Annotated in this window: 20 protein-coding genes; 6 read left to right on the forward strand and 14 right to left on the reverse strand. The window is 34.5% G+C overall.

The window, feature by feature from the left end:
• Positions 1 to 5 precede the first annotated feature (5 nt).
• Positions 6 to 479 (reverse strand): 23S rRNA (pseudouridine(1915)-N(3))-methyltransferase RlmH, encoded by a 474-nt coding sequence (rlmH, locus tag FNW17_RS05850; protein WP_143389876.1) that lies wholly within the window; start codon positions 477 to 479, stop codon positions 6 to 8.
• 285 nt (positions 480 to 764) lie between these two features.
• Here rlmH and FNW17_RS05855 point away from each other — a divergent pair, with 285 nt between their 5' ends.
• Positions 765 to 2,000, forward strand: a complete 1,236-nt coding sequence (locus FNW17_RS05855) for an ammonium transporter (RefSeq protein WP_143389875.1) — start codon at positions 765 to 767, stop codon at positions 1,998 to 2,000.
• Between the two features lie 72 nt (positions 2,001 to 2,072).
• Here FNW17_RS05855 and FNW17_RS05860 read toward each other — a convergent pair whose 3' ends face one another.
• The 4 genes from FNW17_RS05860 to arsC all read right to left on the reverse strand — a co-directional run bounded on the left by FNW17_RS05860 (position 2,073) and on the right by arsC (position 6,683).
• On the reverse strand, positions 2,073 to 2,282 hold the full coding sequence (locus FNW17_RS05860; RefSeq protein WP_143389874.1) for a GldL-related protein: 210 nt from the start codon (positions 2,280 to 2,282) through the stop codon (positions 2,073 to 2,075).
• A gap of 195 nt (positions 2,283 to 2,477) precedes the next feature.
• Positions 2,478 to 3,638, reverse strand: a complete 1,161-nt coding sequence (locus FNW17_RS05865; RefSeq protein ID WP_144071127.1) for a saccharopine dehydrogenase family protein — start codon at positions 3,636 to 3,638, stop codon at positions 2,478 to 2,480.
• Between the two features lie 170 nt (positions 3,639 to 3,808).
• Positions 3,809 to 6,247 carry an outer membrane beta-barrel family protein gene (locus tag FNW17_RS05870; RefSeq protein WP_144071128.1) on the reverse strand — a complete coding sequence of 813 codons (2,439 nt, stop codon included), beginning with the start codon at positions 6,245 to 6,247 and terminating at the stop codon, positions 3,809 to 3,811.
• A 94-nt stretch (positions 6,248 to 6,341) separates the two neighbouring features.
• Positions 6,342 to 6,683: an arsenate reductase (glutaredoxin) gene (gene arsC / locus FNW17_RS05875; RefSeq protein WP_144071129.1), complete on the reverse strand. Its 342-nt coding sequence runs from the start codon at positions 6,681 to 6,683 to the stop codon at positions 6,342 to 6,344.
• A 108-nt stretch (positions 6,684 to 6,791) separates the two neighbouring features.
• On the opposite strand from arsC, the gene FNW17_RS05880 reads away from it, so the two are divergent.
• The gene (locus FNW17_RS05880; RefSeq protein ID WP_143389870.1) at positions 6,792 to 7,700 is read left to right on the forward strand and encodes a CPBP family intramembrane glutamic endopeptidase; all 909 of its coding nucleotides are present in this window, start codon (positions 6,792 to 6,794) and stop codon (positions 7,698 to 7,700) included.
• A 6-nt stretch (positions 7,701 to 7,706) separates the two neighbouring features.
• Entirely contained in the window at positions 7,707 to 8,774 is a 1,068-nt protein-coding gene (locus tag FNW17_RS05885) for an AMP-binding protein (RefSeq protein WP_235893249.1), read from the forward strand.
• A gap of 86 nt (positions 8,775 to 8,860) precedes the next feature.
• Here FNW17_RS05885 and FNW17_RS05890 read toward each other — a convergent pair whose 3' ends face one another.
• The 3 genes from FNW17_RS05890 to prfB all read right to left on the reverse strand — a co-directional run bounded on the left by FNW17_RS05890 (position 8,861) and on the right by prfB (position 13,084).
• Entirely contained in the window at positions 8,861 to 10,489 is a 1,629-nt protein-coding gene (locus FNW17_RS05890) for an acyl-CoA carboxylase subunit beta (protein WP_143389869.1), read from the reverse strand.
• Positions 10,490 to 10,692: 203 nt separating this feature from the next.
• Positions 10,693 to 11,691, reverse strand: a complete 999-nt coding sequence (gene lpxD, locus FNW17_RS05895) for a UDP-3-O-(3-hydroxymyristoyl)glucosamine N-acyltransferase (RefSeq protein ID WP_144071130.1) — start codon at positions 11,689 to 11,691, stop codon at positions 10,693 to 10,695.
• 294 nt (positions 11,692 to 11,985) lie between these two features.
• Positions 11,986 to 13,084 (reverse strand): peptide chain release factor 2 gene (gene prfB, locus FNW17_RS05900; RefSeq protein WP_143389867.1). Its coding sequence is split into 2 segments (ribosomal slippage): positions 11,986 to 13,020 and positions 13,022 to 13,084, totalling 1,098 coding nucleotides; the frame shifts between segments, so codons are not numbered across the junction.
• An 89-nt stretch (positions 13,085 to 13,173) separates the two neighbouring features.
• Here prfB and FNW17_RS05905 point away from each other — a divergent pair.
• The gene (locus tag FNW17_RS05905) at positions 13,174 to 14,193 is read left to right on the forward strand and encodes a threonine aldolase family protein (protein WP_143389866.1); all 1,020 of its coding nucleotides are present in this window, start codon (positions 13,174 to 13,176) and stop codon (positions 14,191 to 14,193) included.
• 159 nt (positions 14,194 to 14,352) lie between these two features.
• Here the strand turns inward: FNW17_RS05905 and FNW17_RS05910 are convergent, their stop codons facing one another.
• Positions 14,353 to 14,763 carry a DUF1003 domain-containing protein gene (locus tag FNW17_RS05910; RefSeq protein WP_144071131.1) on the reverse strand — a complete coding sequence of 137 codons (411 nt, stop codon included), beginning with the start codon at positions 14,761 to 14,763 and terminating at the stop codon, positions 14,353 to 14,355.
• A gap of 30 nt (positions 14,764 to 14,793) precedes the next feature.
• Complete coding sequence (locus tag FNW17_RS05915) at positions 14,794 to 15,114, reverse strand: YbaB/EbfC family nucleoid-associated protein (protein ID WP_126563132.1); 321 nt, start codon at positions 15,112 to 15,114, stop codon at positions 14,794 to 14,796.
• A gap of 141 nt (positions 15,115 to 15,255) precedes the next feature.
• On the opposite strand from FNW17_RS05915, the gene FNW17_RS05920 reads away from it, so the two are divergent.
• Together FNW17_RS05920 and FNW17_RS05925 are read left to right on the forward strand one after the other, a co-directional pair.
• Positions 15,256 to 17,316: a S9 family peptidase gene (locus FNW17_RS05920; RefSeq protein WP_144071132.1), complete on the forward strand. Its 2,061-nt coding sequence runs from the start codon at positions 15,256 to 15,258 to the stop codon at positions 17,314 to 17,316.
• 72 nt (positions 17,317 to 17,388) lie between these two features.
• Positions 17,389 to 18,429, forward strand: coding sequence for a PLP-dependent cysteine synthase family protein (locus FNW17_RS05925; protein ID WP_143389863.1), 1,041 nt, complete (start codon positions 17,389 to 17,391; stop codon positions 18,427 to 18,429).
• 81 nt (positions 18,430 to 18,510) lie between these two features.
• Here the strand turns inward: FNW17_RS05925 and FNW17_RS05930 are convergent, their stop codons facing one another.
• From FNW17_RS05930 to FNW17_RS16275, 4 genes are all read right to left on the reverse strand, one after another.
• Positions 18,511 to 19,221 (reverse strand): YebC/PmpR family DNA-binding transcriptional regulator, encoded by a 711-nt coding sequence (locus FNW17_RS05930; protein ID WP_143389862.1) that lies wholly within the window; start codon positions 19,219 to 19,221, stop codon positions 18,511 to 18,513.
• 87 nt (positions 19,222 to 19,308) lie between these two features.
• Entirely contained in the window at positions 19,309 to 21,324 is a 2,016-nt protein-coding gene (locus FNW17_RS05935; protein ID WP_143389861.1) for a S41 family peptidase, read from the reverse strand.
• Between the two features lie 3 nt (positions 21,325 to 21,327).
• Entirely contained in the window at positions 21,328 to 22,410 is a 1,083-nt protein-coding gene (gcvT, locus tag FNW17_RS05940) for a glycine cleavage system aminomethyltransferase GcvT (protein WP_143389860.1), read from the reverse strand.
• Positions 22,411 to 22,526: 116 nt separating this feature from the next.
• Complete coding sequence (locus FNW17_RS16275; RefSeq protein ID WP_185965267.1) at positions 22,527 to 22,694, reverse strand: hypothetical protein; 168 nt, start codon at positions 22,692 to 22,694, stop codon at positions 22,527 to 22,529.
• Between the last annotated feature and the right edge of the window lie 150 nt (positions 22,695 to 22,844).

Below are 22,844 nucleotides of genomic sequence, written 5' to 3' on the forward strand. Positions count from 1 at the left end.
ACTTCCTATTGATGATGATACGGTTCATTCTTCAAAATCGTAAATCCGCGATACAATTGTTCGATGAAAAATAAGCGCACCATTTGATGCGAAAATGTCATTAAAGACAGCGATATTTTACCTTGAGCTTTAGCATAAACTGTTTCTGAAAAACCATAAGGACCACCAATGACGAAAACCAAAGTTTTTACTCCCGAATTCATTTTCTTCTGCAATTCCTCAGAAAATCCTACACTCGAAAAGGTTTTCCCGTTTTCGTCCAATAAAATAAGTTGGTCGGTTGGTGTTGTTTTAGCCAAAATCAATTCGCCTTCTTTTTCTTTTTGCTGGCTTTCCGATAAGTTTTTTACATTCTTGATGTCGGGAATAATTTCTAAATCGAATTTGATATAAAACGACAAACGTTTTTGATATTCGTCAATCAAGGATTGCAAATTTTTATTATCGGTTTTGCCAATGGCGATGAGTTTGATGTTCATTTTGTTGCATTTTAATAAAACAAAGGTATAAAATTGAGAATTAAATAAAATTGTTCCGTTTTTGATACTTCATTTTGTGATATTAATTTAAAATAAAAATAAATAATAGTTTAAAATACAATACACCCCTATTTTTTAAGGGGTTGACTAAAATATTGTGCTTATTTACATTACAATACCGTCAATAATTAATTAAACATAACAAATTTTATTAAATTTGTAAAATAAACATTGGAATTATTGTGAAATGATTGGTAATTTTGTGTAAAAATAAATATAATAGTTATGTTAGATGTAGGGTTAACCACTTTTATGATTCTTGCCACTAGTTTAGTGATGTTGATGACTCCCGGACTCGCCTTTTTTTACGGCGGATTGGGTTGTAATAAAAATATTTTGAGTATAATGATGCAGAGTTTTGTTTCTATGGGAATTGGAACAGTCCTTTGGTTTGCTTTTGGATATTCGCTTTGTTTTAGCGGGAACATGAGTTCTGGATCCGATTTTTTCGGAATCATAGGCAATTTTGATAAGGCATTTTATCACGGCATTACACCTTCTACACTGTACTCAGCAGACAAACGTTTTCCAGAATATATTTTCATTGCTTACCAAATGATGTTTGCCATCATCACTCCTGCATTGATTACTGGAGCTTTTATCAACAGGGTTTCTTTTAAATCGTATGTTTACTTCCTGATTTTCTGGCAAATTTTTGTGTATTACCCATTTGTTCACATGGTTTGGGGTGGCGGATTGCTTGCTGAATGGGGTGTTTTTGACTTTGCAGGAGGAATTACAGTTCACGCAACGGCTGGTTTTGCAGCTTTGGCATCGGTATATTTTGTGGGAAGACGAACCAATAAACACGAACCTAATAATATTCCTTTGGTAGCCATTGGAACTGCATTGCTTTGGTTTGGCTGGTACGGATTTAATGCGGGAAGCGAATTGGCGGTCAATTCGATCACGATTTCCTCCTTTTTGAATACAGATACAGCAGCTTCTTTTGCAGCAGTTACTTGGTTATTTATCGAATGGAATACGGGCAACAAGAAACCTACTTTTGTCGGATTGATGACTGGAGCGGTTGCTGGTTTGGCTACAATAACTCCTGCTGCGGGTTATGTAGATATTTATTCGTCGGCAATTATTGGAATTATAGCGGCTTGCGGTTGCTTTTTGGCTGTAAAGTATAAGGAAAAGAAAGGTTGGGATGATGCTCTAGATGTATGGGGAATTCACGGAATGGGCGGTATAATAGGTACTATTTGTTTGGGTTTCTTTGCCAATAGTTCTATAAATGAAGCGATACCAAATGGTTTGTTTTTTGGAGGTGATGGAATGTTACTGTTTAAGGAATGCGTTGCCATTGTTTTTGCAACTAGTTATGCGTTCTTTTTTACCTTATTATTGTTTAAAATAATCAATAAGTTCATTCCTGTAAAAGTTACCGATGAAGATCAAGAACTTGGACTGGATTTGTCGCATCACGGTGAAGTTGCAAGACAACAGCGCTAACAGATAATTTAAATTCTAAAAAGGGCTACATTCATTATCGAATGTAGCCCTTTTTATTTATTTAAAAATTTCTTAACTGTCTAGAAAAGAATCGGTATTGTTTTTATTTTTTTTGAATAATTTTAGTAGCATCAATATCGCGGCTACAGCTTCAAAAGTCATTCCGATGATTAGAAAGAAAGTCGTCCAATCTTTTCGTTCGTGCGAGATTTTGAATATTACTCCAATAATAGTTAGCACGGCGCCAATTAGGAACAGAACTAGGATTTGAGGATTTTTCATTAGATAATTATTAAGGATCAAAGATATTGAAAAGATATTGAAGTTAGACTTCAAAAATAGTTTGCGTTTTAATCTCTTTAGGTTTAATTCCTCGAAGCTCTGCTTCGGTTTTTTTGCTACAGATTGCTTCGCCTTTTCGCTATTGCTCGAGTCACAGATTAAAATGATTTTTTAAAATCTTTGAATCTGTGGCTGTTATTTTATTAATACCTCTGGGGCTCTGCCCCGAGGTAGTTTATTGTAATTTACATTTCGCTCTTTCAAATAGTTTAAAATATATTTAAAGCAAGTTTCGTGTTTTCCGATTAATTCAGGTGGGAAAACCCCTTTTTCTGTGAATAATCCTTCTAAAAACAGATTCGCAACAGCGGTTGCGGTATATCCTGTTGTTCGCGCCATCGATGAAGTTTGTGTTTCGGGGCAATATTCATCATATAAATTATAGACAACTTCTTCTATTTCCCCTTTTGTGTTTGTTCCTTTCAAGGTAATCCGCATCACAGTCAATTCTTCTTCGGTTTCACCCAATTTCCATTCGTTAAAGAGAATTTTGCTGGTAAAATCTATTGGTGAAATGGATGCTCCATTTACCAAAATCTTCTTTTCACTAAAGAATCCGCTATCTTTCAAAACCTTTATGTATTCAACGTGACCAGGATATCGAAGTGTTTTTTCCTTCATATTTTTGATATGAGGCATCGTGAATAGTATGGAGCGTAATCCATCAGAATTAAATGATTCTAGGGTTCCCACTTTATCAAATTCTACCAATTCACAGTCGGTCAAGGCTTCACGAGTGATAATTTTTCCATTTTTGACATAACGGGCAGGGCGAGTATATTCTTCAATTACATCAATTGGCGAAAAAGGTGCTTTATAATTGAAGGGCCATTTTTTTAGCTTTGGTAAACCACCGACCAAAGTTTCAAAATCCGTCAATTTCAGTTTTTCATTATAATATCCTAAGATTATATTATGCATTCCTGGTGCAACGCCACAATCTACAATGGCTGTTACTCCTTTGGCTTTTGCCAATGCATCTAATTCTAGTGCGTTTTCTGGAAAAAAGGAAATGTCCACCACATTTTTTCCAGCTTCAATTACGGTTTTTATGGTTTCGAAACCTAGAAATCCGGGTACAGCACACACCACTAAATCAAAATCTTTGAGTATAGATAGTAGGTTTTCTTTATCGCAAACATCGACTTGTAAAACACCAATTTTTGGATGCTTTTCTTTGATGTATTCTAATCGTTGAATACTTAAATCTGCCAATGTTACCGAATGTTTTTTTGATAGATCTGCGGCCATTGCGCTACCTACCATTCCCGCTCCTAAAACTATTATATTGGTCATAAATATATTTTGTTGGGTTTAAAAAGTAAAGCTAAGATAGTGTTTCATTCGAATTATTAATATATTCAAGCAATGATATTTTAAACAAAAAAAACCTATGAAGTTTAAATGCTTCATAGGTTTTTATAAAAAATAATAAGTTACCAATTTAACCTATTTTCGTGTATTTATTATCCAGGGAATTCTCCTCCGCCATCTTCATTTCTAGGTTGTGGATTCTTTTCTTTTTCTCCTTTTGGTTTGTTAAAACGGTAAGTGAATGATAAATTAAATTGACGTTTACGCCATTGCATTTCGCCATAGGATGTTTGATTATCAAGATACGTATAAGATCTCATTATTCTCGAATTGAAAATATCACTAATATTGAAAGCTATGGTTGCTTTGTCTTTTAGCACATCTTTACTAAAAGCGGTGTTCATACTAAACTGATCCAAGTTTTTACCTTGAGCGGTTTTTTGTTCTCCATTGTAGTTCCCATTTAGCTGCCAGTCAATTTTGTATGGTAATGTCAGTTTTGAACTAATTCTTGCAGACCAAGTATTAGCTTGGTTGTCCAAATTTTGAACTATAATATTGCCTTGTGTATCTTTATAACTGTTTTCGCCAGTGGTTTTTACATTATAAAAATTGAAATTACTGTTCAATCTCCAAATTTTGAATGGGCTATAATTTAAAGTAAACTCAAAACCATATTTTTGTTCTTTTCCTAAGTTAATTGGTGAACTTTTAATAACTGGAATTCCATTTACTTCATCGCCTGTAGGAGATCGCACAAAACTGAAAACATCTTTAGTATCTTCAAAATAAGCTGAGGTATTAAAAGTTATTTTGTCCCAACGTTTGATATAACCAAAATCAAATTTGTTGGTTAGAGATGGATCTAAGTCAGGATTTCCTTGAAAAATATTAACATTACTTGCATAATTTACCGCAGGGTTCATAAAACGACCTCTAGGTCTAGATAAACGTTTGCTGTAGCTTGTAGTAATGTTACTTTGGTCTGAGATTTCATAACTAACAAAAGCACTTGGGAAAAAGTTGTTGTACTTTTTAGTATTAAAATCATTGTTGTCTAATAAATTTACTTCGATATTGGTGTCTTCCCAACGTAACCCAAATAAATAAGAGAATTTATTTACTTTAAAGCCGTATGAAGTATAAAGAGCATTGATATATTCTTTGTATTCTAAAGTATTAGATAAATTATCGATTCTTACTCCTAACTCGTCAAGAACATAATATTGATTGTCTAAGTCACCAAAACTTCCTTTATATCCTGCCTCAAACTGACTTCCTTCTCCTATTGGAAGTACATAATCGGCTTGAAATTGTACTTGTTTTTGAACTTGATTATTTAATGTGTTATTAAAATTGTTAGAGCCAGTAATACTACTTTGGTCTTTTTCTGAATTTCTTGAAATAGAACCATCAATAGTAAGTTTGTGCCCTTTGTCGTTGAAGTTTTTGATTAAGTTTGAAGTGTACTCTATGTTTTTACCGCCATTTTCTCCTGAACCCAAACGGTAAGTTGAACCTGTGAAATTATAATCAGCATCAAAATTATTAAAATTGATTAAATCATTATTTTCACCATTATCCTTTTGGTAATTAATAGCATTTGTCCAAAAAGTATTTGGTGCAACCGTCCATTCAATACCCGTTCTTCCGTTAAAACCATCTCTAGTTCGCTCTGTTTCACGATCTTCGTTTAAAAAGTTTTTAATAGAACCATCTTCGTTAAAATATTGAGAATTAGTTTTACCACCACCTTGATTTGTTCTGTGACTGAAACCCAAGTTCGTAAAGTAGTTTAGTTTTTCTGTTTTATAATTCAAATTTGCACTTAAACCATACGTCTCGGGAATTCCTGCTGAAGCAATAAAAGTTCCATTAAAACCCTGATTTTTACCTTTTTTAAGAATGATGTTGATTAATCCGGAACCACCTTCGGCATCATATCGCGCCGATGGATTTGTAATAACTTCTACTTTATCAATGGCATCGGCTGGAAGTTGTCTCAAAGCTTCAGCAATATTTACTGCGTATGAAGGTCTTCCATCAATTAAAATTCGGATATTATCACTTCCTCTTAAGCTTACATTTCCTTCGGTATCCACAGAAACAGAAGGAACATTGTCCAGAACATCACTTACAGTTCCACCTTTCACCATCATATCCTGACCTACATTATACACTTTTTTGTCTAGTTTGATTTCTACTGAAGATTTTTCGGCACGAATTACAACTTCGTTCAATTGTGTGGCATCTTCTTCTAATGTGATTTGCCCTAAATTTGTCCCTTTGTCAAGTTTGCGTTCTTTTATTATGATTGGTTTAAAAGAAATAAATTCTATTTTGACGTTATAAGTCCCAGGTGTGATGTCAACATCAAATTCTCCTTTTGGATTCGTAATTCCTCCAGCAATTGTTTTGGTAGATGTACCGCTTGTGAATGTGATTGTAGCATATTCCAAAGCTTGTTTGCTCACTTTTTCAATCACTTTTCCAGTAATCTTTATTTTTGAAACTTGAGTTCTTTGTTGAGAATATATATTTATTGATGTCAATATCAATAATGCAAGTAGTGTAAATTTTAGTTTTTTCATCAATTAAGGAGTGTTTTTTCCATTAAGACTGCAAAAGTAGCCTTTGGTTTAAGTAGCAAATCATAAAGGTATGTTAAAATACAAATGCTGTAAATTAAAGAATTGTTAACGCATTTTCTAACGGACGTGCAATAACAGCTTTGTTTCCATTGACGATAATTGGTCTTTCTATAAGAATTGGACTCGAAATCATCGCTTGAATAATTTCATCCTCAGACATTGTTTTATTTTTGAAATTTTCTATCCAAATTTTTTCTTTTTGACGTACCAATTCAATGGGTTTTATATTTAATTTTTCAATAATTGACTTTAACTCATTCAAAGTTGGAACGTTTTCTAAATATTTTATAACTTCAAATTCTTTACCAGAATCTTCAAGAAAAGCCAAGCATTCTCTAGATTTTCCGCAACGGGAATTATGATAAATTTTAATCATTGTATTAACTGTTAATTTTTTTTGCAAAGTAAGGGATATAAACGCAAAATTAGGTTAATTTCGGGCTGTCAATAGTAGATTTAAGTTTTAATTAATTCAATTTTGTAAATGTTTATAGAACAAGCATATAAAGGCAATAATACTTGGTGGCGCGTTTTAATTACCACGCTTTGTACTGCGGGTATTTTTATCGGGAATTTTATTGCCTATTTTTCAATGTCAAAAGAGCAAATAGATGAAGTTTACAAATCGATGAGTGAAATTCCTAATAATTTATCGCTCATTATTAATTTATCGCCCTTTGTTTTTCTGTTGGGATTGCTGTTTTTGATGGTTCGTAATTTGCATCATAGAAGCATTCTTTCGCTAACAACTTCGAGGATTAAAATAGATTACAAGAGAATTTTATTTTCCTTTTCATTAGTTGTTATATTGACAATTGGTGTATTTATAGTTACTTATTTTAACGATAATTCGAACATTATTTGGAATTTTAACCCATCCAAATTTGCTGTTTTGTTTTTTATAAGTTTGTTATTTTTTCCATGTCAAATAGGACTTGAAGAATATTTATTCAGAGGTTATTTGATGCAGCAAATGGGTATTATAGTAAAAAACAGGTGGTTTCCTTTGATTTTTACTTCGGTTGTTTTTGGATTGTTTCATAGTGCTAATCCTGAAGTGGCTAGAATGGGTTATGGCGTTATGGTATTTTATATTGGAACTGGATTATTACTCGGAATTATGACATTGATGGATGAAAGTTTAGAGCTAGCCTTAGGTTTTCATCTAGGAAATAATATGATGGCTGCTTTATTAATTACTTCCGATTATTCGGCAATTCATACCGATGCAGTTTTTAAATATTCAGGTGTCGAAAATCCTGCTGCAGTATTAAATGAAATGATAATTTCGATTGCAATTGTGTATCCGATAATCTTATATATATTTGCAAAAAGATACAATTGGAAGGATTGGTCATCAAAACTTACTGGTAAAGTTCTACCTCCAAATTAATAAATCATGAAACACAACACAATGCATCAAATAACGTATAAAAACATTCACAACCGTTTTAAATTGAATGGGATTCACATTTCTAGAGAAGAAATGTTTTATGTGGCCTATTGTTTTATAAAAGAGGGAAAACCATTCGAACAACATATTGGTACTTTCTTATTAGATTGGTTTGACGAGAAATCCTATATCGAATTGAGTACTTCGGGAACTACAGGAGTTCCAAAAGTAATCCGAATTGAAAAACAAGCAATGCTTGATTCAGCTTTGGCAACTGGTGATTTCTTTGGTTTAGAGCCTGGTAACACTATGTTACATTGTTTACCAACCAATTATGTTGCTGGAAAAATGATGTGGGTTCGTTCTTTTATTTTGGGATTGGATATGAAATTTGTTGAGCCAACATCAAATCCGTTAGACAAAATTGACGAAAGTTTTGATTTTTGTGCTATGGTACCTTTGCAGGCAAAAAACTCTTTGACCCAACTCAAACAAAAAAAGATAAAGAAATTAATCATTGGCGGAGTAAGAATTCATAGAGCATTAGAAGAAGAATTGGTGAAATTGCCAATCGAAATTTATGAAACTTATGGTATGACTGAGACCATAACACATATAGCAGCAAAAAAAATTGGGGCAGTAGCCTTTACAACTTTGCCTAATGTAACTGTTTCTATCGATGACAGACAATGTTTAGTGATTAATGCAAAAAAAATAAGTAAGAACGACATCGTTACGAATGATATTGTAAAATTAATCTCCGATACACAATTTATCTGGGAGGGCAGGCTCGACAATATTATTAATAGCGGAGGAATAAAATTATTGCCAGAAAAAATCGAAGATAAACTTTCAAAACTTATTCCGAGACGTTATTTCGTTTTTGGAAAAGATGATGAAACTTTAGGTGAAAAAGCAGTGCTTTATGTTGAAGGAGAATCATTTGTTATTGAGGACTCCGTTTTTAATGTTTTAAATAAATATGAAATACCGAAGGAAATTATCTTTATTCCCAAGTTTCATGAGACTGCAACTGGTAAAATTATGAGAAACGAAAGTGTTTTGTCTTTGTAGGTAAATTTTACTGATAAAAAAAAAGAGGATTTTTGAAATCCTCTTTTTTTTATGTGAAATTTTATTTTAAACTATCCTCATTTTCATTAAACTTGAATTACGCCCAAATTAAATTTCTTTTCGATAGGTGAATGGTTGGCAGCTTCAATTCCCATCGAAATCCAAGTTCTGGTATCTAAAGGGTCGATGATGGCATCTGTCCAAAGTCGAGATGCAGCATAATAAGGAGAAGTTTGCGCATCGTAACGCGCTTTTATTTTGTTGAATAACTCCTTTTCTTTTTCTTCATCTACGATTTCTCCTTTTGCTTTTAGAGAAGAAGCTTCAATTTGTGCCAATACTTTGGCAGCCTGAGTTCCACCCATCACAGCGAGTTCGGCGCTTGGCCAAGCCACAATTAATCTTGGGTCATATGCTTTTCCGCACATAGCATAATTTCCGGCTCCATAAGAATTTCCTATGATTATGGTAAATTTAGGTACAACCGAATTTGAAACGGCATTCACCATTTTGGCACCGTCTTTTATAATTCCACCTTGTTCCGATTTGGAACCGACCATAAATCCTGTAACGTCTTGCAGGAAAACTAATGGAATTTTTTTCTGATTGCAATTGGCAATAAATCGGGTGGCTTTATCCGCAGAATCCGAATAGATAACACCTCCAAACTGCATTTCGCCAGTCTTAGTTTTGACTACTTTGCGTTGATTGGCCACTATTCCCACAGCCCAACCGTCAATTCTGGCATAACCTGTAATTATGGTTTGTCCGTAGCCATCTTTATAGGCTTCAAACTCAGATTCATCTACCAATCGGCTGATGATTTCCATCATATCATATTGCTCATTTCGAGCTTTTGGCAAAATGCCGTATATTTCTTCTTCGTTTAAAGCGGGATTTACGGCTTTTATTCGGTTGTAACCTGCTTTGTCATAATCGCCAATTTTGTCAACAATATTTTTTATTTTGTCCAAAGCGTCTTTGTCATCCTTGGCTTTATAATCAGTTACTCCCGAAATTTCGCAATGTGTGGTTGCTCCGCCTAGGGTTTCGTTGTCAATGTTTTCGCCAATGGCAGCTTTGACTAAATAACTTCCTGCCAAGAAAATACTTCCTGTTTTGTCCACTATTAATGCTTCATCACTCATAATTGGTAAATAAGCACCACCAGCCACACAGCTTCCCATAACGGCCGAAATTTGGGTAATTCCCATACTGCTCATCAAAGCATTATTTCTAAAAATGCGTCCAAAGTGTTCTTTGTCTGGGAAAATTTCGTCTTGAAGGGGCAAGAATACTCCAGCCGAATCGACTAAATAAATGATGGGAAGTTTATTTTCCATCGCAATTTCTTGTGCTCTTAGGTTTTTCTTGGCGGTAATTGGGAACCAAGCTCCTGCTTTTACAGTGGCATCATTGGCAACGACAATACATTGTTTTCCTTTAATGTAACCTATTTTTACAATCACGCCCCCAGAAGGACAGCCCCCAAATTCCGTGTACATTCCTTCACCAACAAAGGCACCAATTTCAATTGATTTAGCTTTGGTGTCCAACAAATAATCGATGCGTTCCCGCGCTGTCATTTTGCCTTCAGAATGTAGTTTTTGAATGCGTTTTTCTCCGCCACCAAGTTTTACTTTGGCAAATTTATGATGCAAGTTAGAAAGGAGGAGTTTATTGTGGTCTTCGTTTTTATTGAAGTTCATGTCCATAATGAAATTGTATTAATCTATAATAGCGAAGGCTAAATTACGAAATCAATTGAAACAAATTTTAGAATAATTGAAATATTGAAAGTATAATTAGCTTATGTAGCTTAATCTTTTATACTTCAAAAAATAATCGACCGCAGATTCGCAGATTAAAAAATAATTTTAAATTCTGCGAATCTGCGGTCGATTTAATATAATTGATTTTATTTCTTGGATTCGTTTACCAATCTTTTCAAAATAGCCCATTGTCTTAATGCATCACGAGCTTCGATTGCGGGATAACCCAAAAGAGTTGCTTTTGCAGGGACGTCTTTAGTCACTCCCGAACCGCCACCTATAACCGCACCATCACCTATAGTCACGTGATCAGTAATCGAAGCACTTCCTCCAATCATAACTCCATTTCCAAGAGTTACTGATCCAGCTAAACCACTTTGTCCTGCCATAATACAGAATTTCCCAAGCACGCTGTTGTGTCCGATTTGGATTAAATTATCGATTTTGCAACCATCACCTAAAATAGTAGAACTGAATTTGCCTCTATCAACACAAGTATTAGCACCAATTTCTACACCGTTTCCTAAAATCACATTTCCTATTTGAGGAATTTTCACTAAACCTCTTTCGGGACAAGGACGAAATCCAAAACCATCAGCCCCAATTGTTGCGTTGGGATGAATGATACAATTATTGCCCATATGACAACGTTCACGAACGACTGCGCCTGACCAAATTATAGAATTGTTTCCAATGGTACATTCGTCAAGAATGGTAACATTGGGATATATAGTAACGTTTTCTCCAAGTCGAACATTTGGACCAATGTAACTTCCAGCACCAATTCGAGAACCTTTTCCAATAATAGCGGTTTTGTCAATATTTGCTGTTGGATGAATTTCTGCGCTAAAGAGTGGAGTAGGAGGAGCAAAAAGCTCTAGGACTTGGGACATTGCTAAATCAGCGTTTTTTACTTTGATAAAAGCCTTATTATCTCCTGGTTCAATCGAAATATCTTCGTTAACAATTGCTGCACAAGCATTAGATGTATTCCAAAATTTTTCGTATTTTTTGTTTCCAATAAAAGAAATTTCAGAAGTATTTGCCAATTCTAATTGTTCTGGAGCGGTAATATTAATGGTTGTATTGCCAACAATGACACCTTTTAGAACTTCGTTTATTTCTTGGATAGAGAAGGATATCATTGTGATCTTTGATTTAGAATGGGATATATTCATCAAATAAAGCACTTTTGAGTTAAAATTCCTAATCTTAATTTTTTAGCAAGATTAAATGTGTAAATAGAATAAAACGATGAGCATTAAAATACATTTCAAAAGCTCATTAGACAAGTATAAGTACTCTAAAATATAAGGTTTTTGTATTATGAAATTAAATATAAATAGATTCTAATTTACAACAAAACCTGACAGGTTTCAATAACCTGTCAGGTTTAATATTATTATAAATTCTGAGCACTGAACACTGATCACTGACAACTATTCTTCCTCCTTTTGTCCCATCATCATCAGGAACGCTTTCAGGAAATCGTCTATTTCGCCATTCATCACGCCATCAACATTGCTGGTTTCGTAACTAGTGCGAACGTCTTTGACTAATTTATAAGGTTGCATCACATAATTTCGGATTTGCGAACCCCATTCGATTTTCATCTTTCCAGCTTCAATATCAGAGCGTTGTTCTTGTTGTTTTTTGAGTTCAATTTCATACAATTGCGATTTCAACATTTGCATCGCTCGGTTTCTGTTGTCGTGTTGCGAACGCGTTTCTGAGCATTGAATTTGTATTCCCGAAGGTTTGTGAACCAGTTGAACTTTAGTTTCTACTTTATTCACATTTTGTCCACCAGCGCCACTCGAACGAGCCGTTGTGATGACAATATCTGCTGGATTTATTTCAATTTCTATCGTATCATCGACTAACGGATACACATAAACCGAAGCAAAAGACGTGTGTCGTTTGGCATTACTGTCAAAAGGAGAAATTCGAACCAATCGATGCACTCCGTTTTCACCTTTGAGGTAGCCAAAAGCATAATCACCTTCAATTTCCAATGTTACCGTTTTTATGCCCGCTGCATCGCCTTCTTGGTAATTCAGTTCCCGTAATTTGTATCCCGATTTTTCGGCCCACATCATATACATTCGCATCAGCATCGAAGCCCAGTCACAACTTTCCGTTCCGCCTGCTCCAGCCGTAATTTGAATAACAGCACTTAAACTGTCGCCTTCATCCGACAACATATTTTTGAACTCGATGGCTTCAATATGGTTTTGGGTGCCATTGTATTGCTCGTCCAACTCTTCTGCAGTGAACTCTCCTTCTTTGTAGAATTCGTATGCGAGTTGCAACTCATCAGCCATTTCGACGGCTTTATTGTAATCTTCAATCCATTTTTTCTTGGAACGGAGATTTTTCACATAGATTTCGGCTTCCTTGGCGTTGTTCCAGAAATCTGGAGCCAGGGTTTTTTCTTCTTCGTTAGTAATTTCGATAAGTTTGGCATCAACGTCAAAGATACCTCCTCAACGCACCAAGGCGCTCTACAATACCTTTTATTTGTTCGGTAGTTGTCATAAATTATAGTAATTTTGTGCCACAAAAATAGAAAAAATATTGGTAGGGACAATTCGCGAATTGTCCTTTATCTAAAATATAAAAGTAATATGGAAATTAATTTAGTAAGCGATACCGTAACCAAACCAACTCAAGAAATGTTGCGAGCCATGTTTAAAGCCGAAGTAGGTGACGATGTCTACAAGCAAGACCCAACCGTTATCGAGCTAGAAGCCAGAGTTGCCAAAATGTTCGGGATGGAAGCGGCACTATTTTTCCCATCTGGAACGATGGCGAATCAAACGGCAATCAAATTACACACACAACCCGGCGAACAATTAATCGCTGATAAATATGCACACGTTTATAATTATGAAGGCGGTGGAGCTTCCTTTAATAGTGGTGTTTCCTGTTGCTTATTGAACGGAAATCGCGGAATGATTTCAGCTGAACAAGTGGCTGGAGCAATCAATGATCCAGAATTTTATCACAGTCCGCTAACGAGTTTGGTTTGCGTCGAAAATACGACTAATAAAGGAGGCGGTGCTTGTTATGATTTTGAAGAATTCAAGAAAATACGAAAGGTTTGTGATGACAATAATTTGAAATTTCATTTGGATGGCGCTAGAATTTGGAATGCTTTGGTGGCCACCAAAGACAATCCTGTAGCCTACGGAAAAGTCTTTCACACTATTTCGGTTTGCTTGTCCAAAGGATTGGGAGCGCCAATAGGCTCGCTTTTATTGTCTGATAAAGCTACGATTCACAGAGCTTTGAGAGTTAGAAAAATTCTTGGTGGTGGTATGCGACAAGTGGGTTATTTAGCGGCAGCAGGAATTTATGCATTGGATAATAACATCGAACGATTGGCAGACGATCACCGTCGCGCCAAGGAAATTGGAGCTGTTTTGGAAAAACTGAATTGGGTCGAAAAAGTGGAACCAGTTGAAACTAACATCTTAATTTTCTCGGTTCAACCAAATATAAATGAGGCTGTTTTAATGGAAAAATTAAAACAAAAAAACATATCGATAAGTTCAATGGGACACGGAAAATTACGTATTGTTACCCATTTAGATTATCGTGAAGTGATGCATACGTATGTGTTGGAAACGTTGGAGAAGTTATAATACGTTAGGGGTTAAGAGTTAGGGGTTATGAGTCTGGACAACACTTAATGCATAGCCCTTAACGCATAACTTAAAACTTCCCTAACTACCGGCAGGCAGGCAACTTCCACCTTCTAACTTCTAACTTCCAACTTCCAACTTCTAACTTCCAACTTCTAACTATTTTTTCATTTCTTCCAGCATTGCAATGATTTTGTCTAATTTTTCTACATCCAATTTATTAAGGATTATAGTTAAAGCTTCAATTTCTTTTTTTGCATCAATGTTGGTTTGATAATCCGCTTGTGCTTGCAATCTATCTCTTTCGCTTTGTCGGTTTTGGGACATCATAATTATTGGCGCAGCATAAGCAGCTTGGGTCGAAAAAAGAAGATTGAGCAAGATGAAAGGGTACACATCCCAATGATAGAAAAAGCCAACAATATTTAAGACCATCCAAAGAATTACCAAAACTGTTTGTAGGATGATAAATTTCCAAGAACCCATTCCTTTTGCCACTGAATCAGACAAACGGCTGCCAAAACCTAATGTTTCAAAGTGTTTTTCGTGCCAGTTTTTGTTATTTATCATTTGACTCAATTTGGGAGTTAGTTTATTTTTTTATTTGAACATTTCATCCATTCCAGGAATCATTGGCATATCTACTTTGGCGACAGCATCTAATTCGGCTTGGTTTACTTTTGCCGCTTTTTCGATGGCTTTGTTCAAGGTAACAATCAAATAATCTTCTAATTGTTCTTTGTCTTCTAATAAAGAATCAGCTATAGAGATGGATTTTAATTTTCCGTTTGCTGTGAAAGTCACTTTTAATGCGCCGTCAGTGCTTTGCTCGTCTATTAAAACCGAATCCAATCGCAATTTTGTTTCTTCTATTTTTCTTTGAGTTTCTTTCAATTTACCCATCATTCCCATTAAATCCATTGTAATAATTTTTAAAATATGTGCTGCAAAATTAGTATATTGCAAACTTATATTTAATAAATATTTCATAAAATATAGATTCATTCTAAACTCTCTTTGTGCTATTTTTGTAAATAGTCTTCAAAACCGAAAGCTTAAAATATGATTAAAAAAATACTACCACCATTAGCCAAAATAATCCCCAAGACTTTGGATAAGTTCGGTGATGTAAGAATTGACAATTATTTTTGGTTGAACAATAGGGAAAATCCAGAAGTCATTGATTATCTGAATAAAGAGAATGCCTATTACAAAAAAATGACAGCTCATACCAAGGCTTTTCAAAAGGAATTGTTCGAGGAAATGAAGAGTAGAATCAAGGAAGATGACGAGTCAGTTCCTTATTTGTATAACGGTTATTACTACATTACCCGTTTTGAAACTGGGAAAAATTATCCAATTTATTCCAGAAAAAAGGAAAGCCTTTCGGCCAAAGAGGAAATTTTGTTCGATTGTAATACATTGGCAAGAGGAAAATCCTATTTCCAATTAGGCGGTTTGAGCATTAGTCCAGACAATAAATTAGCCGTTTTTAGTTTTGATATTGTTGGACGAAGAATTTATGATATTCAAGTCAAGGATTTGCAAACTGGTAAAATTCTTAGCGATAGAATAGAAAAAGTGTCAGGAAATGCGGTTTGGGCCAATGATAACAAGACGATATTTTATTCGAGTCAAGATGAAGTTACCTTGCGTTCCGATAAAATTTTCAAGCATAAATTAGGTACAAATCAAGCTGATGATGTTTTGGTTTATTTTGAAAAAGACGAAACTTACAATGTTGAGGTGGCCAAATCCAAGTCTAGAAAATATTTAGCAATCGAATCAGGAAGCACTTTGACTACCGAATATCAAATATTAGAAGCAGACAATCCTGACGGAAAATTTAGAGTTTTTCAGAAACGAATTCGGGGTTTAGAATATAGTATCAATCATTATGGTGATAGTTTTTATATTATGACCAATGCCGACGAGGCCACGAATTTCAAATTGATGAAAACTTTGGAGACCGCCACTTCTAAAGAAAATTGGACGGAAGTTGTGCCGCATCGTGAGGATGTTTTGTTAGAAGATATTGAAATTTTCAAGGATTTTCTAGTTGTTGAAGAACGGACCAATGGTTTGAATAAAATAAGAATTATGCCGTGGAGTGGAGAAGGGGAATATTATTTGCCTTTCGAAAGTGAAACGTATACTGCTTACACAGGAACTAACGTGGATTTCGACACTGATATTTTGCGTTATTCCTATCAATCAATGACGACGCCTTCTTCGGTTATTGATTTCAATGTAAAAACGAAAACCAAAGAAATAAAGAAAGAACAACAAGTTCTGGGTGGAAAATTCGATAAAAACAATTACACCGAAGAGCGAATTTGGGCCACTGCAAAAGACGGAATCAAAATTCCTATTTCGATGGTTTACAGAAAAGGGCTCAATAAAGACGGCAAGAATCCATTGTTGTTATATGCTTATGGCTCCTACGGACATTCTATGGATGCCACATTTTCATCCACTCGATTGACGTTACTTGATAGAGGATTTATTTTTGCCATTGCTCATATTCGCGGTGGCGAAGATTTGGGACGACAATGGTATGAAGATGGGAAATTGTTGAAAAAGAAAAATACATTTACTGATTTTATCGATTGTTCTAAATTTGTTATTGAACAAAAATACACTTCTCCAGAACATTTGTATGCCGAAGGCGGTTCAGCTGGAGGGTTATTGATGGGGGCAATTGTGAATTTAGCACCCGAATTATATCACGGAATTATCGCTCAAGTACCTTTTGTGGATGTAATAACAACAATGTTGGACGAAAGCATTCCTCTTACGACGGGAGAATATGACGAATGGGGAAATCCAAATGTTAAAAAATATTACAATTATATGGCTTCGTATTCGCCTTATGATAATGTGAAAGAACAAAAACACCCTAATATGTATGTTTCTACAGGCTTGCACGATTCGCAGGTACAATACTGGGAACCAGCTAAATGGGTTGCTAAGTTGAGAAGTATTAAAACAGATGATTCTCTTTTATTTCTCGATACAAATATGAAAGCTGGACACGGAGGAGCTTCGGGAAGGTTTGAAGCCATTAAGGAATTGGCCAAAGAATACAGTTTTTTATTAGATTTAGAGAAAATTGAAAAGTAATTAGAATATTTTTGTTAAATTTGCAGGGATTTAAGGTTGAATAAAAAAGAGTCCTTGATTAACTATTTTTTTATGAAAGAAGAAATAAAAGCTTATAATAATATTTTAGAATTAATAGGCAACACACCGCTCATTAAGTTAAATAAAGTTACCGAAAAATTAGAAGGAAATTTTTACGCTAAAGTAGAAGCCTTTAATCCCGGTCATTCCACTAAAGATAGAATAGCTTTATTTATTATTGAAGAAGCCGAAAAAAGAGGAATTTTAACTCCTGGCGATACTATCATAGAAACTACCTCAGGAAATACCGGTTTTAGTTTAGCAATGGTAAGTATTATTAAGGGTTACAATTGTATTTTGGCTGTAACTTCAAAATCTTCAAAAGACAAAATAGATATGTTACGTGCCTTAGGAGCAAAAGTGTATGTTTGTCCTGCACACGTTTCCGCCGATGATGAACGCTCTTATTACAATGTTGCCAAACGTTTGCACGAAGAAACTAAAGGTTCTGTTTACATCAATCAATACTTCAATCAACTTAATGTTGATGCTCATTACAAATCTACTGGACCTGAAATTTGGGGTCAAACAAATGGTAAAATAACCCACCTTATTGCTTGTAGTGGAACAGGAGGAACTATTTCTGGGACAGCAAAATACCTGAAAGAACAAAATCCAAATATTAGAATTTTAGGCGTTGATGCTTTTGGTTCGGTATTGAAAAAATACCACGAAACCAAAGAATTCGATAATAACGAAATTTATCCATACCGAATTGAAGGATTGGGAAAAAACTTAATTCCATCGGCAACTGATTTTGACGTTATCGATAAGTTTATGAAAGTTACCGACGAAGAAAGTGCTCATGCTACAAGAGAATTAGCCAAAACCGAAGGTTTGTTTGTAGGCTACACATCTGGAGCAGTTCTTCAAGCCATAAAACAATATGCTGAAGTAGGTGAGTTTGACAAAAACAGTAATGTAATTGCTATTTTTCCTGACCACGGTTCTCGTTATATGAGCAAAGTATTTAGTGATGACTGGATGAATGAACAAGGATTCTTTGACAGCATTAACGAAGAAGAAGTACAAAAAATTGAATTTATAAAATAAAGTATTAAGTATTAAGGCATAAAAAAACTCCATTCGATTAAACGAATGGAGTTTTTTTTATGTGGAGAATCTGCAATCTGCTTACTCTTCCATTGTATGATACACGTTCATCACGTCGTCATCTTCTTCTATTTTTTCGATTAGTTTTTCTACATCAGCCATTTCAGCTTCTGTTAATTTTTTTGTAATTTGAGGAATACGTTCAAAACCTGAGGAGAGGATTTCTATTTTTCTATTTTCCAATTCTTTTTGAATGGTTCCAAAACTACCAAAAGGAGCGTAAATCAAAATACCATCTTCGTCCTCAAAAACTTCTTCAGCACCAAAATCAATTAGTTCTAATTCTAATTCTTCAGGATCGATTCCGCTAGCAGGAATTCTGAAGTTGCAGCTGTGATCGAACATAAACTCAACAGAACCTTGTGTTCCCATAGTTCCGTTGCATTTGTTGAAATAGCTACGAACATTGGCCACAGTTCTATTATTATTGTCGGTTGCTGTTTCCACTAGAATTGCGATTCCGTGTGGTGCGTATCCTTCGAATAATACTTCTTTATAGTTTGCTGTATCCTTGTCGGTTGCTTTTTTGATGGCGCGTTCCACATTTTCTTTGGGCATATTTACTGCCTTAGAGTTTTGGATTACGGCTCTTAATCTGGAGTTGGCATCAGGATTTGGTCCGCCTTCCTTTACTGCCATTACAATATCTTTCCCAATTCTGGTAAATGCTTTGGCCATAGCCGACCAACGTTTCATTTTTCTTCCTTTTCTGAATTCAAACGCTCTTCCCATTGCTTATTTTTTTTTAACAATGCAAAAATAACTTTTTCAATTGCAATATCAAAATTCAATTACAATTACAATTTTTAATTTGCTATTCTATTTTAAATTCCCCATAATTTTTATGGACTCAAAAACACGAAAGTTGGTTTTTAAATTTTTAATTTGTGCACTATTTATAAATTTTAAGTAGCCACTCATTTGCATTCTTTGTATTTCATTTGAAGTATTGGTTATGACAAATGGATAATCGGTCTTAATAAATGTTTCTATTTCTTTCCACCGCTTTGTAAATTCTTTTGTTTGAGCAAAAACAGAATTGAATTGTAAAGGGATAGTTATAGACTGTGTGTAAAATTGATTAAAACTTGCCTTTATACGGATGTTTTTTTGCAATTCTTGATTCGTTTTTGATTTTTGGGTGTATTGTAAAATGGCTTCTTTTTGTTTTTCATTCATCGGATATTTATTGATATCCACAATGCTTTCAATTTTATCGTTCTTAAATGCGGTGGGGAAATCTTTTTCTTTAGGCATTTGATCGTCAAATAAACTTGGAATTTCAATATCGGGTATGATCCCTTTGTACTGATTACTTTTTCCGGTTATTCGGTAAAATTTTCCAATGGTGATTTTAAGAAATTGTTCATATTCCCCTTTTAATGGCACAATTTCTTGAATAGTTGCTTTTCCTAAAGATTTTGTTCCTACGATTAAGGCTAAATTATAGTCTTGCATAGCATTAGCAAAAAATTCACTAGCAGACGCAGAAAAACCATTAATTAAGATTATGATTGGACCAGTATAACTATTTTTTGGTTTTTGATTGCCAATTATTTCTTTTTGATTTGATTTTGTTACAATTTGTGCTAATAACGGAGTGTTCATAAACAAACCGCAAAGATTAACAGCTTCCTCCATAGAACCACCTCCATTGTTTTCTAAATCAATGATTAAACCAGTGATTTTATCTTCCTTGAGTTTGTTTATTTCTATGGCTACATCATCACTTACGTTTGTTTTCCCGTTTTCTAAAGTGGAATAAAAACTAGGAATTTTGATGTATCCTGTTTTTTGATTTTCCCGTTCTAATATGTAGCTATAAACACTGTTTTGATAATCTTTCATTACTTGTTTATAGAGGTTTGCGGTGTAAACGTATCCACTTTTTTTCTTCATCGTAAGAGAAACATCTTTGTATTCGCTGGAGCTTAAAATCTTTCCTGTTTTTTCAAAATTGTTACAATTTACCAAGTATTCTTCTTTTTTTGATTTTATTTTGATGACCTGATCTCCTATTTCTAATTTTTCCGAAAAATAGCCAGGTCCACCAGGAAGTATGTCGTCTATGACAATATTGTTTTTATCTTTTACCGAAAAACTTAGCCCTAAAGTAAAATTATCGGAACTTATCGTTGATAGAAAATCTGATTTTTCATTGGTTGAAAAAAATGCGGAATGAGGGTCAAAATAGGAACAAAATACGTTGAAAAAGAGATTGTAAAACTCCTCGATTGTAAGGCTATACTTGGTTGCTTCGCAGGAATAATCTTCAAATATTTTTTGTTTTGAAGTTTCCGAAATGCTAGAAAATACGTTTTGTAGAGAATCTTTATTAGAGCTGCTTTCCGTTATTTCGCTAAGAACATCATAAAGCATTTGTTTTTTATTGAATTTTTTCAAATCGCTTTCCGTTTTTAAATACGTCATCGCTTTTTTAGAGGATCTCATTATTTCGACACTACTGAAAGAAAATTTTTCTTTTTTTATGTTTTCAATAATCGCAATGTGGCGGTTAACTGCTTTTTGATAAATGCTGTAAAATTCGTTTAAGAAACTGCAATTCAAATGGATAATATTGTCGTCTAGTTTGTATTTGTGTTTTTTTAGACTGTTAATTTCTGATTCTAGAAACAATTCGTTTTTTCCGTCTATTGTTTTTAGAAAATGGGTAAAAACATAAACCGATAAACTGTCATTTACCGGTTTTGGTTTGAAATGAAAATCTTTGATTAACCCGTTAATTTTGGATAAGGTAATACAAGCAACCGTTTCAGACTGGGCAATGATCTCATTTGATAAAAATAAGAGTAGTATAACGATTGCTTTTTTCAATTATTATTTCTTGTAGAAAGGCAATTTTACCACCTTGGCTGGAACATCATTTTTTCTAATTCTAATAAAAATAACGCTGTCAATTGTACTGTTTATAGTAGTTACATAACCCATTCCGATTCCAATATTCATCGATGGTGACATCGTTCCAGAAGTTACGATTCCAATGACGTTGCCCAAAGCATCCACAATTTCATAATCGTGTCTTGGAACAGCGCGTTCTTGCATTTCGAAAGCGATTAATTTCTTAGAAACACCCGCTTCTTTTTGCTTTTTCAAGTTTTCAGAATTGGTGAATTCTTTGGTGAATTTGGTAATCCAACCCAAACCTGCTTCGAGTGGCGAAGTCGTGTCATTGATGTCATTTCCGTATAAGCAGAACCCCATTTCCAAACGCAAAGTGTCACGAGCGGCGAGACCAATTGGTTTGATTCCGAAAGCATCACCTGCCTCAAAAACTTTATTCCAGATTTGTTCTACTTCCGAGTTTTTGCAATAAATCTCGAAACCACCAGAACCAGTATATCCTGTTGCAGAGATAATCACATGTTCGATTCCTGCAAAATCACCCACTTCAAAATGATAGTATTGAATAGCCGACAAATCTATCGATGTCAAGGATTGCATCGCTTCTAAGGCTTTTGGTCCTTGAATGGCCAGCAGAGAATAATCATCCGAAAGGTTTTTCATTTCTACATCCAAATCGTTATAGCTTGAAATCCAATCCCAGTCTTTTTCTATATTCGAAGCGTTTACGACTAGTAAATATTGCTCGTCTTTTATTTTGTAAACTAATAAATCATCAACAATTCCGCCATCGTTGTTCGGTAAGCACGAATATTGCGCTCGACCGTTAGTTAAAGTAGCAGCGTCATTCGAAGTCACTTTCTGAATCAAAGCCAAAGCATTTGGTCCCGTTAGCAAGAATTCGCCCATATGCGACACATCAAAAACGCCCACACCATTGCGAACTACTTCGTGTTCCGCATTAACTCCTTCATATAAAATAGGCATATTGTATCCAGCAAAAGGAAGCATTTTGGCTCCCAAAATCTCGTGTATGTGCGTCAGCGCAGTATTTTTCATTGTCTATTGATATAAAATTTCATGTGGCTAATTTATTGATTATTTATGGAGTGGCAAAGGGTTTTGTTTTTAGAATATTTGAATTTTTAGTCAGTCACAGACTGACTCACACCTCCTCAAAGTCGGAGACTTTGCGGAGCGCCTTCCATTGAATTAATCTTGTTAATATCAAAGTAATTTACAAATGAATTTCGCAATTTATGAAGTTCTTTTCTTGCCTCAATAACTTCTTCTATTTTGTTTTGATACCGAACTTGGGCTTCTCTTAATTCGTGAATATTCATTTTAAGTATGTTTTTTAACGATTTGCTATGTGATTTCTGCGACGTTTAAAATAGCAACAATTTACTAAATAGAGTTGTCTTAACGCATTTAACAAGCTTTTGCAATTATCATTCAAACTTAATGATTTACCTACATAAAACTAATAAATA

It is taken from the genome of Flavobacterium franklandianum, assembly GCF_007097365.1.
In the GTDB taxonomy this organism is placed as follows: Bacteria; Bacteroidota; Bacteroidia; order Flavobacteriales; family Flavobacteriaceae; genus Flavobacterium; species Flavobacterium franklandianum.

Bases quoted from the DNA above. Each gene is read 5' to 3' on its own strand.
- rlmH (WP_143389876.1), bottom strand. From the start codon at position 479: ATGAACATCAAACTCATCGCCATTGGCAAAACCGATAATAAAAATTTG.
- FNW17_RS05855 (WP_143389875.1), top strand. From the start codon at position 765: ATGTTAGATGTAGGGTTAACCACTTTTATGATTCTTGCCACTAGTTTA.
- FNW17_RS05860 (WP_143389874.1), bottom strand. From the start codon at position 2,282: ATGAAAAATCCTCAAATCCTAGTTCTGTTCCTAATTGGCGCCGTGCTA.
- FNW17_RS05865 (WP_144071127.1), bottom strand. From the start codon at position 3,638: ATGACCAATATAATAGTTTTAGGAGCGGGAATGGTAGGTAGCGCAATG.
- FNW17_RS05870 (WP_144071128.1), bottom strand. From the start codon at position 6,247: ATGAAAAAACTAAAATTTACACTACTTGCATTATTGATATTGACATCA.
- arsC (WP_144071129.1), bottom strand. From the start codon at position 6,683: ATGATTAAAATTTATCATAATTCCCGTTGCGGAAAATCTAGAGAATGC.
- FNW17_RS05880 (WP_143389870.1), top strand. From the start codon at position 6,792: ATGTTTATAGAACAAGCATATAAAGGCAATAATACTTGGTGGCGCGTT.
- FNW17_RS05885 (WP_235893249.1), top strand. From the start codon at position 7,707: ATGAAACACAACACAATGCATCAAATAACGTATAAAAACATTCACAAC.
- FNW17_RS05890 (WP_143389869.1), bottom strand. From the start codon at position 10,489: ATGGACATGAACTTCAATAAAAACGAAGACCACAATAAACTCCTCCTT.
- lpxD (WP_144071130.1), bottom strand. From the start codon at position 11,691: ATGATATCCTTCTCTATCCAAGAAATAAACGAAGTTCTAAAAGGTGTC.
- FNW17_RS05905 (WP_143389866.1), top strand. From the start codon at position 13,174: ATGGAAATTAATTTAGTAAGCGATACCGTAACCAAACCAACTCAAGAA.
- FNW17_RS05910 (WP_144071131.1), bottom strand. From the start codon at position 14,763: ATGATAAATAACAAAAACTGGCACGAAAAACACTTTGAAACATTAGGT.
- FNW17_RS05915 (WP_126563132.1), bottom strand. From the start codon at position 15,114: ATGGATTTAATGGGAATGATGGGTAAATTGAAAGAAACTCAAAGAAAA.
- FNW17_RS05920 (WP_144071132.1), top strand. From the start codon at position 15,256: ATGATTAAAAAAATACTACCACCATTAGCCAAAATAATCCCCAAGACT.
- FNW17_RS05925 (WP_143389863.1), top strand. From the start codon at position 17,389: ATGAAAGAAGAAATAAAAGCTTATAATAATATTTTAGAATTAATAGGC.
- FNW17_RS05930 (WP_143389862.1), bottom strand. From the start codon at position 19,221: ATGGGAAGAGCGTTTGAATTCAGAAAAGGAAGAAAAATGAAACGTTGG.
- gcvT (WP_143389860.1), bottom strand. From the start codon at position 22,410: ATGAAAAATACTGCGCTGACGCACATACACGAGATTTTGGGAGCCAAA.
- FNW17_RS16275 (WP_185965267.1), bottom strand. From the start codon at position 22,694: ATGAATATTCACGAATTAAGAGAAGCCCAAGTTCGGTATCAAAACAAA.